11 protein-coding genes are annotated in these 14,675 nt (G+C 60.1%); 10 read left to right on the forward strand and 1 reads right to left on the reverse strand.

The genetic code is table 11. The annotated features are described in order from the left end of the window. Positions 1 to 12 precede the first annotated feature (12 nt). Genes DW003_RS04430 through DW003_RS04470 form a run of 9 tightly spaced genes read left to right on the forward strand, consistent with a single transcriptional unit; the run spans position 13 to position 12,134 of the window. Positions 13 to 2,151: a DUF4118 domain-containing protein gene (locus DW003_RS04430; RefSeq protein WP_118387766.1), complete on the forward strand. Its 2,139-nt coding sequence runs from the start codon at positions 13 to 15 to the stop codon at positions 2,149 to 2,151. Beyond that, positions 2,148 to 3,053 carry a tetratricopeptide repeat protein gene (locus DW003_RS04435; RefSeq protein ID WP_118387768.1) on the forward strand — a complete coding sequence of 302 codons (906 nt, stop codon included), beginning with the start codon at positions 2,148 to 2,150 and terminating at the stop codon, positions 3,051 to 3,053. Before DW003_RS04430 ends, DW003_RS04435 begins: the two co-directional genes overlap by 4 nt. After that, positions 3,050 to 4,930: a DUF2194 domain-containing protein gene (locus DW003_RS04440; protein WP_118387770.1), complete on the forward strand. Its 1,881-nt coding sequence runs from the start codon at positions 3,050 to 3,052 to the stop codon at positions 4,928 to 4,930. Before DW003_RS04435 ends, DW003_RS04440 begins: the two co-directional genes overlap by 4 nt. Beyond that, positions 4,927 to 6,354 (forward strand): GT4 family glycosyltransferase PelF, encoded by a 1,428-nt coding sequence (gene pelF / locus DW003_RS04445; protein WP_118387772.1) that lies wholly within the window; start codon positions 4,927 to 4,929, stop codon positions 6,352 to 6,354. The genes DW003_RS04440 and pelF overlap by 4 nt, the downstream gene beginning before the upstream one ends. A gap of 3 nt (positions 6,355 to 6,357) precedes the next feature. Then, the gene (gene pelG / locus DW003_RS04450; RefSeq protein ID WP_118387774.1) at positions 6,358 to 7,902 is read left to right on the forward strand and encodes an exopolysaccharide Pel transporter PelG; all 1,545 of its coding nucleotides are present in this window, start codon (positions 6,358 to 6,360) and stop codon (positions 7,900 to 7,902) included. After that, complete coding sequence (locus DW003_RS04455; protein ID WP_118387776.1) at positions 7,892 to 9,661, forward strand: CotH kinase family protein; 1,770 nt, start codon at positions 7,892 to 7,894, stop codon at positions 9,659 to 9,661. Before pelG ends, DW003_RS04455 begins: the two co-directional genes overlap by 11 nt. After that, positions 9,648 to 10,439: a polyphosphate polymerase domain-containing protein gene (locus tag DW003_RS04460; protein ID WP_118387778.1), complete on the forward strand. Its 792-nt coding sequence runs from the start codon at positions 9,648 to 9,650 to the stop codon at positions 10,437 to 10,439. Before DW003_RS04455 ends, DW003_RS04460 begins: the two co-directional genes overlap by 14 nt. A 3-nt stretch (positions 10,440 to 10,442) precedes the next feature. Next, the gene (locus DW003_RS04465) at positions 10,443 to 11,108 is read left to right on the forward strand and encodes a DUF4956 domain-containing protein (protein ID WP_118387780.1); all 666 of its coding nucleotides are present in this window, start codon (positions 10,443 to 10,445) and stop codon (positions 11,106 to 11,108) included. 39 nt (positions 11,109 to 11,147) lie between these two features. Continuing rightward, positions 11,148 to 12,134, forward strand: a complete 987-nt coding sequence (locus tag DW003_RS04470; protein WP_233545512.1) for a PLP-dependent transferase — start codon at positions 11,148 to 11,150, stop codon at positions 12,132 to 12,134. Positions 12,135 to 12,357: 223 nt separating this feature from the next. Here the strand turns inward: DW003_RS04470 and DW003_RS04475 are convergent, their stop codons facing one another. Beyond that, positions 12,358 to 12,705 carry a winged helix-turn-helix domain-containing protein gene (locus tag DW003_RS04475; RefSeq protein WP_118387784.1) on the reverse strand — a complete coding sequence of 116 codons (348 nt, stop codon included), beginning with the start codon at positions 12,703 to 12,705 and terminating at the stop codon, positions 12,358 to 12,360. A gap of 193 nt (positions 12,706 to 12,898) precedes the next feature. On the opposite strand from DW003_RS04475, the gene DW003_RS04480 reads away from it, so the two are divergent. After that, a complete protein-coding gene (locus DW003_RS04480) occupies positions 12,899 to 14,410 on the forward strand; it encodes an IMP dehydrogenase (protein ID WP_118387786.1) in 1,512 nt (503 codons plus the stop codon). Positions 14,411 to 14,675 lie beyond the last annotated feature (265 nt).

Below are 14,675 nucleotides of genomic sequence, written 5' to 3' on the forward strand. Positions count from 1 at the left end.
GAGGGGTGCGCCATGGAGGTGCTGGTTGTTGGCAACACTGCATATGTTAACGATGACTTTTGTGCCAAGGCGTTCCCTGGGGACCACGTTAAGGTTGTAGCCGCGCAGGAAGCGAGCCGCGACGAGTCGTTGCCCTGTGCTTCGTGGAAAGAGATGCTCCAACACCTGGATCAGGCCTATGAGTTCGATCGCGTGGTCTATCTGTCTTATTACCTTACCCCTCATACCGATACCGTGGGCGATATCGAGCTGCTGCGCTCGGTCTTTCGTGCGTGCATGGGTCGTCGGGTCCAGCTGCTGTATGTAGCGGGGCCCGCGGGCGCCGAGGGCGCCCCCGATGTCGCGGGGCAAACGGGCAAGGGGATTATCGCCCGCGCGGGCAACGACCTGTGCCGCTACTACGCTAAACGCGGGGGCGTTCAGGCAAAGATTCTGCGTGCGCCGTTCCTGTATACCGCCTCCGCCGCACTGGAGGATCCGTTTTTGGTGCCGCTGTTCGATGCGTGCTCAACCGGATCGGTCGCGCTGCAGGGCGCGGAGGACTCGGCGTTTCCCCTGTTGTGTGCCGAGGAGCTCGCGGTGTTAGTGCGCCGCATCTTTGACAGCTGGGACGCCTCCTTTGAGACGCTCGACGTTGCCGATAGCTTCCATCACACGGCGCGCGAGGTGGGCGAGGCGCTCAAGGGCTTGTTCCCCGGTCTTGCCGTGGCCTATGGCGATTCTGCCGGCTATGCCCTGCCCGCCAGCGATGTCGTTCGCGTGCGCTATGGCTGGTTTCAGCGCTATGACCTGCTGCGCGATCTTTCGACTATTCAGGCGCGTTGGGCCGGCAACCAAACAAAGAAGGTCAATCCGCTGCGCGCGGCCATCGACCGCATCCAGGTGCATACGTTGCCCGTCAAATGTCTGGAGACGGTGCTTGCCTTTGCGCTCTTTGAGTGCCTGACCCGCTTGTTTGCTCAGTCCTCCCAGCTCAACGTTCTCGACTATCGTCTGCTTTATGTGGTGTTGATCGGCACGCTGTATGGCCTAGACTTTGGCCTGGTTGCTGCCTTGCTGGCTTCCGTTGGCTTGGCGATAGACTTCTTTGTGCTCTATGGCTACACCTTTGAGGGGCTGTTTTACGAGCCGTCCAACTGGCTGCCGTTTATCGCGTACTTTGTGGTTGGCGCCGTGTGCGGCTATGTTCAGCTGCGCAACAGCGAGGCCATTCGCGTTGAGCGCGATCAAAACGAGCTTGTGCGCAATCGCAATACGTTCCTGACGCAGCTGTATCACGATGCCATCGAGGACAAGCGCGCCTACAAGCGCCAGATCGTGGGACGCCACGACAGCTTTGGCAAGATCTTTGCCGTGACGCAGGAGCTCGACGTGCTCAACCCGCGCGATATTTACCGCAAGTGCTGCGAGCTTTTGGGCGAGATCCTCGAAAACGATTCGGTGGCAATCTACCATGTTTCGGGCGGGGCGTTTGCACGTCTGGTGGCGGCGAGTCCCGCGATTGCCGACGATGCCGCGCGCTCGCTTACGCTTGAGCAGCTCAAACCCATCTTGGGCGACGGGGGCTCATCGGGCCTGTGGGTGAATCGTGGGCTTACGCCGGGCCTTCCCATGTTTGGATACGCCATCGAGCGCGACGGTGCGCCCGCCGTGTTGATCTTTGTGCGTCGCGCAGCCGAGAGCCAAATGACGCTCTATTACCAAAACCTGTTCCGTATCCTGTGTGGCCTGGTCGAAAGCGCGCTGGGACGTGCCTTTGATTATGAGGCCGTTGCGCGGGATAGGCGCTGCGTTGCCGGTACATGCGTGCTCAAGCAGGCGGCCTTTGGTCAAGAGCTTGCTGCCGAGCAGGCACTGGCAGACAACAAGATGGGGAGCTTTGTGCTCCTGCGCGTGGTGCCGGGCATGGAGCCCATCGGCGAGCTGGTGGGCGCGATTGGCTCTGCGATCCGCGAGAGCGATGCCGCGGGCTTGGTCGACGGCGACACGCTCTACCTGCTCATGCGCCAGGCAAAAGCATGCGATTTGCCCATTATCCGCGAGCGCCTGAGTGCGAAGCAGATCGCGGTGGAACCCGTCGATGGCGAGGGTATCGTGGCGCTGCTGCAGCGCATTGGTAGCGTCGGCGACGGTGAGGGGGATGCCGCGTGATCTCGCTTGTCGTAGCTGCCGTCTTGTTGCTGATGCATGCGCTGGTTTGCCTGGTGCTGTGGACGCTTATGAAGTTGGGCCTGCTGCCGGTTCGCGGGCACATGCTGGCTGTAATAGTGCTCGTGCCGTTGTGGGGCCCGCTGCTGGTAGTGCTGCTTATCGCGCGCAGCGCCGTGTTTGGCGCGGATCTTAAGGACGCCACGTTGGAATCGCTGCGCATTAACGACGAGCTGCATCGCAACATCTTGGTGCACGACCGCGATGCCGATGCGGGCGTGGTTCCGCTCGAAGAGGCGCTGATTGTCAACGACCCGGCAGACCGGCGCCGTTTAATGCTCTCCATGCTCACCGAGGAGCCCGATGCGTATTTGGCGCAGCTGCAGGCGGCCAAGCTTAACGACGACGTCGAGGTGGCGCACTATGCCGCGACGGCGGTGGCGCAGATCTCCAAGGAGTCCGATCTTAAGCTGCAACAGCTGGAGCGAGCCTTTAAGACCGACCCGAGCGAGCAAAACCTCAACGCATACTGCGATTTTCTTGGTGAATACTTGGACTCGGGTTTGGCTGAGGGCCGCGTGGCTCAGATTCAGCGCCAGCAGTATGCGCGCCTGCTTGCGCGTCGCTGCGAGCGCGAGGACTCCTTTGAGCTGCGCATTCGATACGCCACGGCCCTGGCCGATGTCGGACAGATCGACGAGGCGCAGGCCGTGACCGACCAGCTGGTGCTCGACGTGCCCGAGGAGCAGGAGGTTTGGATGCTTTGCCTGCGCCTTGCGGTGATGCGCCGCGACGGTGACGAGGTCCACCGCGTGATCGATGCGATTGACAAACAGCATGTATACTTGAGCGCCGCCAACCGCGAGGAACTGGCGTTTTGGCGCAACGGAGAGGAGGCCCGATGAGCGTGATACAGCATATCCGCGACCGTGCGGGCCATTTTCGCTGGATGGGCCTGCTTGTGGTGTGGGCTGTTTTTATTGCCATGGCGGCCGTGCTGTTGATCGAGCGCGCCGGTGTGCAGTACGGCGCCAGCCAGCATAAGCTGGGGATGCTTGCCTCCAACGATGCGGTACCGGCTGGGTCGGCGATGTTTGGCCAAAAGCCCACGTGCCTGGTCATTACCGATACTAATCAGGATGGCGTCGAGGACGTAAAAGAACAGTTCGACCAGATCCTGCTCGACATGAAGATCGCGCACCGCGACGTGGACCTTGCCCTGGACGGCGCGGATGCCATACCCTCGCTGACCTCCTACGATCGCGTGATTTTGCTTATGCCGTCGCTCGATGGACTCGGTACGCATCTGACCGACATCATGAGCTGGGTGAGCGCCGGCGGTTCGCTGATGCTCGCCATGACGCCGGATAACTCGGGCTACCTGCAGGTGATTGCTCCCAAGCTTGGTATTGAGTCGGCCGGATATGATTACGTGACGGCCGAGAGCATTGTGCCGAGTAAGGACTTTATGCTGGGCGGGGGAGAGCGCTACGACCTCTCGGACCCCTTCAATTCGTCGCTTTCTGTTTCGCTGCGCGAGACGGCGCACGTGTGGGCGTCGACTGGCGATGCAGGCACTCCGCTCATTTGGTCGAACGATTGCAGCAGCGGGCGCACCGTGGTGTGCAATATCGGCATCTACGACAAGGTCATGCGTGGCTTTTACGCCGCGGCGATCAGCCTGCTGGGCGATGCCACGGCCTATCCGGTCATCAACAGCGCCGTCTTCTATCTGGACGACTTTCCCAGCCCCGTGCCCTCGGGCGACGGCACCTACATCAAACGCGACTACGGGCTTTCCATCGCCGACTTTTATGCCAAGGTCTGGTGGCCCGATCTGCAAAAGCTCGCGCAAAAATACGGCATTCGCTATACCGGCGTGATGATCGAAAACTACGAGGATGCGGTCAACCAGACCGAGCCCGCGCGCCAGGCCGATACCACACAGTTCCGCTACTTTGGCGGCATGCTGCTGCAGATGGGCGGAGAGCTGGGCTTTCACGGCTACAATCATCAGCCTCTGGCGCTCTGGGATACCGACTACGGCACGCTGTACGACTACAAGATCTGGAAGAACAAGGAGACGCTCGTCGCATCGCTCAACGAACTTATCGCCTTCCAGGACGAGGTGCTGCCCAACGCGCACGGTTCGGTCTACGTGCCGCCGTCGAATATCCTTTCGGCCCGCGCGCGCAAGCTTATCGGCGCCGACGTTCCGCGCATTAAGACCATCGCCAGTACGTATTTTGAGGACGGCACCGACCTGCCGTACGTGCAGGAGTTTGGCGTGGCGAGCGATGGCATTGTGGAGCAGCCGCGTATTGTCTCGGGCGGCATGATCGACGATTCCTATATGCGCCTGGCAGCCGTGTCCGAGCTCAACATGCACTACGTGAGTACGCACTTTATGCACCCGGACGATCTGCTGGATCCCGATCGCGGCGCCAAGGAGGGCTGGGAGGTCTACAAAGGCGGTCTGACCGACTACCTGGAGTGGCTTACCAAGTCTGCGCCAGACCTGCGTCGCCAGACCGGCTCGGAATGCTCCGGTGCTATCCAGCGCTTTTCGTCCGTGACGGTGAGCGTGGATACAAGTGCGGATGCCTGGACGCTCAGCCTGGGCAATTTCCACGACGAGGCGTGGCTCATGTTCCGCGCCAACAACGGCGAGCCGGGTGCGGTTACGGGTGGCGAGATGACGCATCTGACGGGCGACCTGTATCTGGTTAAAGCCACGGACAAGACGGTGACTATTGCGCGCAAGGAGGGTGGCGACAAATGAGGATCTGCTTGGTACTCGAGGGTTGCTACCCCTATGTGCACGGCGGCGTGTCCACCTGGATGCACGGCTACATTACGGCCATGCCCGAGCATGAGTTTGTGCTGTGGGTGATTGGCGCGCACGCCGAGGACCGCGGCAAGTTTGTCTACGAGCTGCCCGGCAACGTGGTCGAGGTGCACGAGGTGTTCCTGGACGATGCCCTGCGGCTTTCGGGCGAGCAGCACGAAGCCAGTTTTGACGACCGCGAGCGCGAGGCGCTACGCCGCCTGGTGTCGCTCTCCAATCCGGACTGGGACGTGCTGTTCGATATCTTTCAGCGCCGTCGCGTGCATCCGCTCTCGTTTTTGCAGAGCCGAACGTTTATGGACATCTTCCGCGACGTGTGCCTGGCCGAGTACCCCTACACGCCCTTTGCCGATGCATTCCACACCATGCGCTCCATGTTGCTTCCCGTGCTCTACCTGTTGGGCAGCGAGGTGCCGGCGGCCGATGTGTACCATGCCATCTCGACCGGCTACGGTGGCCTGCTCGCCTGCCTGGGCTCAAGCGTTCACCATGCGCCGGTGCTGCTGACCGAGCATGGCATCTATACCCGCGAGCGCGAGGAAGAGATCATTCGCGCTGACTGGGTGGTGCCGTCGTTTAAGGATCGCTGGATTCGCTTTTTCTACCTGCTTTCGGAGGAGATCTACCGCCGCGCCTTCCGCGTGACGAGTTTGTTCCATAACGCCCGCAAGACGCAGATCGATATGGGCTGCGATGCGGGTAAATGCCTGGTCATCCCCAACGGCATCCAGTTCGACCGCTTTAAGGACATTCCCTTAAAGCCCGATGACGGCTGGGTGGACATTGGCGCGGTGGTGCGCCTGGCGCCCATCAAGGACGTCAAGACCATGATCTATGCGTTCTTTGAGCTGCACGAGCGCCTGCCCAAGGTGCGCCTGCACATTATGGGCGGCGTGGACGACGAGGAGTACGGCGCTGAGTGCCACGCGCTGGTCGATACCCTGGGCGTGCGCGACCTGATCTTTACCGGCCGCGTCAACGTGGTCGAGTACATGGAAAAGCTCGACTTTACCATTTTGACGAGCATCTCCGAGGGCCAGCCGCTCAGCGTGCTGGAGTCGCTTGCAGCGCGCCGTCCCTGCGTGACGACCGAGGTGGGCTGCTGTCGCGAGCTGCTCGAAGGCGCCCCGGGCGACGACTTTGGCGTGGCCGGATTTGTGACGCCGCCTATGTATCGCAAGGGCTTGGCCGATGCCATGGAGCGCATGTGCGTGAGCCGGGCCCGTCGCATTGAGATGGGGGAGCGCGGCCAGCGTCGCGTTGCCACGTACTTTTTGCACGAGCAGATGCTCGCCAACTATCGCGCGCTGTACAACGAGACGGCGCGTGCGTTTGACCTGCCCAGAGAGGGGGAGTAGCCGGTGGCCGGAATCGGTTTTGAGCTCAAGCGCCTGTTTAGGCGCAAGGGTCTGTTTGCCACGATGCGCGCCTATGGCTACGCTGGCATTGTGTGCACGGGCCCCATGCTGCTGGGCGTGCTGCTCCAGGTTGGTGTCTTGGTGCTGTGTGGTCTGTGGGGTGTGGGCCGCGCCAACCAGGATCTGCTGGTGTGCATGGTGACCTATACGCTGCTGGCCTCACTTACGCTCACAAGCTTTTTCTCCATGCCGGTCACGCGCTTTTTGGCGGACATGCTGTTTGCCGAGCGCGAAGAAGAGGTCCTGCCCTCGTTTTGGGGTTCCAACGCCATCATGCTCGTTGCGGGCACGGTGCTCTGCGGCATCTTTTTGCTGTTCTCGGGCGCCACGCTGCTGCAGGGGCTGCTGTGCCTATGGCTGTTCAACATTATGATCGTCAACTGGAACGGCATGAGCTATCTCACGGCCATCAAGGATTACCGCGGCATTCTGTGCAGCTTTGCTGCGGCCATTGGCGTGGCGTGCCTGTGCGCCCTGACCGCGCTGGCGCTGGGGCTGCCGCCGGTCGAGGGCCTGCTGGCGTCAATCGCCCTGGGCTACGGCGTCATGCTCGCCTGGGACGTGGTGCTGCTGTACCGGTATTTTCCTTATAGCGATCGCAGCCCCTGGCTCTTTTTGCGCTGGCTCGACCAATTTATGCCGCTGGCGCTCACGGGCCTGTTTACCAACCTGGGGCTCTTTGCGCACCTGGTGATTATTTGGGCAGGGCCCATTGGCGTGCAGGTCAAAGGCCTGTTTTACGGCGCGCCCTATCATGATGTGCCGGCGTTGCTTTCGTTTTTGACCATTCTGGTCACGACCGTCAACTTTGTGGTGTCGGTCGAAGTCAACTTCTATCCGCGCTACCGCGACTACTACAGCCTGTTTAACGACGGCGGCGTGGTGGGCGACATCGTGGTGGCCGAGGAGGAGATGCTCTCTACGCTTAATAGCGAACTACGCTTTTGCGCGCTCAAGCAGCTGTTTGTGACTGCGGCTGTCATTTCGCTCGAGACCACGGTACTCTCGGCCCTGCCGCTGGGCTTTAACAACCTTATGCACGGGTATTTTCGCACGTTATGCGTAGGCTATGGCCTGTATGCCGTGGGCAACACGATCCTGCTTATCTTGCTGTACTTTACCGACTACAAGGGAGCCGTTCTGGCCTCGGGCCTGTTTGCCGGTGTGGCCGGGCTGGCGACCGCCGTGTCGTTGCTTTTGCCGCAGCAGTTTTACGGCTTTGGCTTTTTGTTGGGTGCGGGCGTGTTTTTTATCGTGGCCCTGCTGCGGCTCGATACCTATACTGCCAACTTACCGTATCGTATCCTGAGTCAGCAGCCCATGGTGGCGACCGACAAAACGGGTCGCTTTACGGAGTTGGGCCGCTTGCTCGACCGTGCCGAGCAGCGCTATGAGGAGTGCCGCCATAAGGGTGAGCCGCACGGCGCGTTTGAGCGCACGGTGGTCCGTGTGTATCGCAACCATTGGGGAGGTTCTGATGGCCGATAGGATGATGTCTCGCCGTCGCCTGTTTGAGGCGGCTGCCGGTGCGCTGTTGCTTTCGGGCTGCTCGGTGCAGGAAGACTCCTCGACCAAAAAGGTCAAAAAGCAGGACAAGATTAAAAAGGCCGAGTCCTCGGACGGTACCAAGCACCTACGCGATAAAGACGAGCTGTACGAGGTCTACGACGACTCGGGCATTGTGACCATGTACCTGACGGTCTCGCGCGGCAACAGCTCCGAGAACACCGACCACAGCTGGGCCGAGATCAATACGTACTCGGTGTATGACTATGCCGACATGGGCGTGACGCGCTATCAGGTTATGGGCCTGCTGCAGGCGGGCGACGAAGACGGCCCGGTGGCCGGCGAGGTTGGCTATGGCGAGGAAGCGCCCAATGCTACCGTGCAGGTGCGCGGTCAGACATCGAGCATGAACTCGCAAAAGAATTACAAGGTGGAGCTCAAAAAGGGCAAGGGTACCTGGCGCCAACAGCGCGCGATTGCGCTCAACAAGCACATGGGCGAGGGTATGCGTTTTCGCAACAAGATGGCCTACGACCTTATCCGCGGGATTCCCCAGATGATGGGCCTGAGCACGCAGTTTGTGCATCTGTGGGTGTGCGACCAGACCGAAAAGTCCAACGATACCTTTGAGGACTACGGCCTGTTTACGCAGGTGGAGCAGCTCAACAAGACGGCGCTTAAGGCACATGGCATGGATAAGAGTGGGCACCTGTACAAGGTGAACAGCTTTGATTTCCATCGCTACGAGGACACCATTAAGCTTGCTGACGATCCCGACTACAACCAGGCAAGCTTTGAGGGCATGCTCGAGATCAAGGGCGATACGGACCACACCAAGCTCATCGAGATGCTCGATGCGCTCAACGACGAATCGCAAAAGATCGATGAGGTGCTCGACACCTACTTTGATACCGAGAATCTGGTCTATTGGCTGGCGTTTCAGATCCTGACGGGCAACTGCGATACTCAGAACCGTAACTGCTATCTGTACAGCCCGCTCAACTCCAATACGTGGTACATCCTCGATTGGGACAACGATGGCATGCTGCGTAAGATGGAGCTTTCTCTTATCGGGTTTTCGGACTATGCGAGCTGGGAGCGCGGCGTAAGCAACTACTGGGGCAACGTGCTATTCAATCGTGCACTGCGTAGCAAATCGTTCCGCAGCGAACTCGACCGCGCCGTAAAGGACCTGCGCTCGTATATGACCGAGGCGCGCCTGAGCAAGATGATCAAACATTATCGCGAGGTTACCGAATCGCTGGTCTTTGCTTCGCCCGATATCGACAATCTGCCTGTCACCAAGGACGAATACGAGCAGATTGCCGCGGCGATTCCCTCCGAGATCGAGGAGAACTATAAGAGCTTTCGCGAGAGCTATAAAAAGCCCATGCCGTTCTACATTGGCGTGCCGCAGATTGATAACGGTAAGCTGCGCATTAACTGGGATGCGTCCTACGACTTTAAGGCGCGTGACATTCGCTATACCGTGGAGCTGGCGCGCGACTATGCCATAAGCGACGTGCTTTTTAAGGCCGAGGACGTGCTGCTTCCCGAGGTGACCTGCGATGCGCCCGATACCGGCCAGTATTTTGTGCGCGTGCGTGCCACCAACTCCGACGGCTATACGCAAGATGCGTTTGACTACTATGTAACCGACGACGGCAAGCACTACGGCATGAAGTGTTTTTACGTGCAAGACGACGGTAAGGTCGTGGAGGATACGTATGAGGAGGGCTAGCGCGCTGCTTGAGCGCCTGGTGGCACCTCCCGCACGCACCACGCAGGAGCGTTATCGCCACGAGCTCAAATATCTCATTAACGAGGGTGAGCACGCCGCGCTTGCCTGCCGCATGGCGCCGGTGTTTAAGCTGGACAAGCATGCGCGGGCGGGTGGCTACACCATTCGCAGCCTGTACTTTGAAGACTACTGCAACTCGGCCTACGAGGAAAAAGACGCCGGTATTCTCATGCGCAAAAAGTATCGCGTGCGCATCTATAACGGCAGCGACAAGGTGATTAAGCTCGAGCGCAAAAAGAAGTACGGTAGCTGGATTTACAAGGAAGATGCTCCGCTCACGCGTGGCGAGTTTGAGCAGATTCTGGCCGGCGACTACGACTTTTTGCTGCGGAGCGCCCATCCGCTCTGCCGCGAGTTCTACATCGAGTGCATCTGCAACATGATGCGCCCGCGGACCATCGTGGACTACGAGCGCGAGCCGTGGGTGATGGACGAGGGCACCGTGCGCATTACGTTTGACATGAACGTGCGTGCCGCGGTGGGAAGCTTCGATATCTTTGACGCGACCTTGCCCGCGCTGCCGGTCCTGGAGCCCGGCAAGCTGGTGATGGAGGTCAAGTTTACCGAGTTTTGCCCGCAGCTGGTGCGCGATATGGTGCCGCCGGGCGCGGCCGAGCTCACGGCGGTCTCCAAGTACTGCCTGTGTTACGAAAAGACTGCCTACCTGCGCGGATTTAATTACTGGCAATCGGATTTTGAGAACCGAGGGGATATTTAGACCATGAGCACCAGGGACTTTTTTAAGAACTCCGTCTTGGAGGCGTTTGGCCAGGTCGACCCTGCCAAGATCGGTCTATCGCTGCTCGTGGCGCTCGCCATGGGCATCCTGATCTATTACGTGTACAAGCGCTTTTTTACCGGCGTGGTGTATTCGCGCAGTTTTGCCGTGACACTCGTGGGCATGTGCGTGCTTACCTGCATGGTCACGCTTGCGATCTCGACCAACGTGGTCATCTCGCTCGGTATGGTCGGTGCTTTGTCCATCGTCCGCTATCGTACGGCGGTTAAGGACCCGCTCGACCTGCTGTATCTGTTTTGGGCCATTACCACGGGCATTACGGCGGGCGCCGGCATGTATGCGCTCGTGGGGCTTACTGCCGTGGTAATTGTGGTGATGATCGCGGGGTTCGCTTCGCACCAGGACAAGGCGCGCGTGTACATGATGGTGATCCATTATACGGGCCAGACCACGGGCGACGATATCGTGCGCGCCTTTGGTCGCACCAAGTTCACGTTGAAGTCCAAGACCATGCGCGGTGACAAGGTGGAGATGGCCGTCGAGGTGTTCTCGGACGGCGTTGACATGCCCTACGCCGATGCGATTCGCGCGCTCGACGGCGTTGAGGACCTGACGCTCATCCAGTACAACGGCGAATATCACGGCTAGTTTGGTTCAGTTTTATTTAAGGGGCGGTGTCGCTTGGACGTGCAGCAGCTTGAAGAGACCTGGGCCGTGAGGGCCGGCGCACGTGAAACGTGTCTTGTTGCGGCCTCGCATGTGCCGGCGGCGCTGTCGATGCTGGGGATTGTGCAGCCCGGCGATCGCTTGGTGGCCTTTGCGGACGACTTTGCCGATGCATTTGCCTGCGGCTTTGATGGCTGCGATGTTGCGCTGGTGGGGGAGCCCGCGGCTGCGGCGTTTGCTGCTGCGTCCGAAGGCTTTGATGCTTCGTTTGATGCCGAGGGGCCGCACCTGTGGTGGTTCGTCAACTCCATCGGCGGGTTTGGTCTGCGTGTGCCCGACCTTCGCGCTCTGGGCCGCGCCGCTCGTGAGCCGCATGCGCTGCTCGTGGTGGATAACACCGTGGCGGGCGTCTTTGGCTGTGATCCGTTACGCTTGGGCGCCGTTCTGTCGCTCGAGGCGCTCGATCGCGTGTGTGCCGGCGTGGCGCCGCGCAAGCTCGTCGCCGCTTCGGTGGCGCGCTCGCGGCTTAAGCGGCATCGCGTGGATGCCGCCGCCGAGTGTGCGTATGCGCTTCTTGCGGATTGCGGTGCGTCTGCACTCGACCTTTCTGTTAATGAGGCTTGCATGCTGGAGCGAGGGCTGTCTTCGCTCGACGCTCGCATGCAGGCCCACTTCGACCGCGCCCGTGCGCTGGCCGAGTATCTGGCCGCCAACGAGATGGTACGCAACGTGCGCTATCCCGGGCTGACCTCGCATCCCGACCATGCCATCGCGACCGGCATCCTGGAGCACGGTTTTGGCCCGGCAGTAGAGTTTGACCTTATCGAGCGAAGTGCGGGTGAGCTGTTCGACACATTGCCGGGGGAGTTTCGCACATCACCCGCCGGCGGCTCAACAACGCGCCTTTCGGCCCCGCGCGGTAAGCGGGGGAGCGCCATCCGCCTCTTCGCCGGCACCGACGACCCTCTGCAGGTGGCTGCCACTCTCGATAACGCCCTTCGCAAGTAGCTAATCGGGGTCTGTGTCACGAAAACGGCCTATTTACTACGTTTAAGCAATAGGGGTCGACCATACCCGCCTATTTTGAAAATTAGCAAGCTGTTTACCAGCGGTTTTGTTTTCATGAAATCTGGTGTGGTCGAGGGTGTCCAACTAAACGTAGTAGATGGGCCCGTTTTGTGGCGCGAGCCTCAACCCGAGGGCGCTGTGGGCTAAAAACCGCCCAAAAGGACTACTCCGCGTTGATGTTGGCGATGAGGGCGTCGGCCTTGGCAGCGATGACGTTGTTGATATCGGCCTGCAGCTCCTTGTAGACTGCTATGGCTCGCTCGCCGGCCGGCGTGAGCGTGGATCCGCGGGCGCCGTCGCGCTCGATGAGTTTGCATCCCAGCTGCCCTTCGGCCTCGTTCACGATGCGCCAGGCCTTAGAATACGCCATGCCCATGCTTTTGGCGGCGCGGTTGAGTGAGTGCTCCCGGGCAATACCCTGCAGCAGCAAGACGCAGCCATGGCCGAACACGCCCGGCAAATCCTTGTCGCACGCTTGAATGACCAACTTTGCCGTCGTCTTGTACTCCATGTGCTCCACGTCTCCCCGCTAAAGTGTTTGCTGGGCAAACGCAAAGCCTGCGTCAAACCCTCGTGTGCTCTTTCTAAACCATGCATTGTAGCAGTCAAAGTGCGTTAAGATACTTCCCCAGTATTGGGCGCCCAAGGTTGGGCTGGGTCCTACGAGGCCTGCAGCCGACCGGTCGCATGGAAAAAGGAGAAACATGGCTACGTTCTTTCCCGGTGAGTCCCACACGTTTTCGGAGTATCTGCTGGTCCCTGGTTACTCGTCCTCGCAGTGCATCCCCAACAACGTCTCTCTTAAGACGCCGCTAACCCGCTTCAAGCGCGGTGAGAAGCCGGCAATCACCCTGAACATCCCCATGGTTTCCGCCATCATGCAGTCCGTCTCGGGCGTCGACATGGGTGTCGCGCTCGCTACCGAGGGTGGCCTGTCCTTCATTTACGGTTCTCAGACCCCCGAGTCCGAGGCTGCTATGGTCAAGGCCGTTAAGGATCACAAGGCTGGTTTCGTTCAGTCCGATTCCACGCTGACACCCGACATGACCATGGAGCAGGTCATCGAGCTCAAGGAGAAGACCGGCCACTCCACCATGCCGGTCACCGACGACGGCACTCCCAAGGGCAAGCTCCTGGGCATTGTCACCAGCCGTGACTATCGTCCCAGCCGCGATGACCACCAGAAGAAGGTCTCCGAGTTCATGACCCCGCGCGAGCAGCTCATCGTGGGCGACAAGAACATCAGCCTCAAGGTTGCCAACGACGTCATCTGGGACAACAAGCTCAACGCCCTGCCTATCGTCGACGACAACGATCACCTTATGGGCATCGTCTTCCGCAAGGACTACGACAGCCACAAGACCAACCCCAACGAGCTGCTCGATAACGACAAGCGCTATATGGTCGGCGCCGGTATCAATACTCGCGACTATGCCGAGCGCGTGCCGCTGCTCATCGAGGCCGGTGCCGATGTCCTGTGCATCGATTCTTCCGAGGGCTTCAGCGAGTGGCAGAAGCGCACCATCGAGTGGATCCGCGCCAACTACGGCGAGGACGTCAAGGTCGGTGCCGGTAACGTCGTCGACGCCGAGGGCTTCCGCTTCTTGGCCGACTGCGGTGCCGACTTCATCAAGGTCGGTATCGGCGGCGGTTCCATCTGCATCACTCGCGAGACCAAGGGTATCGGTCGTGGCCAGGCCACCGCGCTGATCGACGTCTGCCGCGCCCGTGACGAGTACTACGAGGAGACCGGTGTTTACGTGCCCGTGTGCTCCGACGGCGGTATCGTATACGACTACCACATGACGCTCGCCCTTGCCATGGGCGCCGACTTTATGATGCTGGGCCGCTACTTCGCCCGCTTTGACGAGAGCCCGACCGAGCGCGTCAACGTCAACGGCCAGTACATGAAGGAGTACTGGGGCGAGGGTTCTGCGCGTGCCCGCAACTGGCAGCGCTACGACCTGGGCGGCGCCGCGAAGCTCAGCTTCGTCGAGGGCGTCGACTCCTACGTTCCCTACGCCGGCTCCCTCAAGGACGGCGTGGGCGGCACGCTCTACAAGGTCAAGTCCACGATGTGCAACTGCGGCGCCCTCTCGATCCCCGAGCTCCAGGAAAAGGCACGCCTGATCCTGGTCTCCTCGACCTCGATCGTCGAAGGCGGAGCCCACGACGTAGTCGTCAAGGACTCCCAGCAAAGCGTCAGCTACCGCTAAGCGGCTTTCCCAGGCACCGCACCTTGCCGTTCAAACCGTCGCTTGCGTACCTAAGTACGCGGCGCTCCTCTTTCACGGCAATCTGCGGCACCTGGAAAACCCGTTCGTGCTAGAACGAGTTTCAGACAAAGGTTGATTCCCAACCACGTTATTTAGATAAAGCGAGATGCCTGCAAGTCGCAGGCATCTCGCTTGTCGTATTTGCTATCATCAGTCGAGTCAACCTTAGGGTCGGGCGGCTTAGCTTTGTTCGCTACAAGTTCCG

The organism is Collinsella sp. AF36-3AT, assembly GCF_003475205.1.
GTDB lineage: Bacteria > Actinomycetota > Coriobacteriia > Coriobacteriales > Coriobacteriaceae > Collinsella > Collinsella aerofaciens_AF.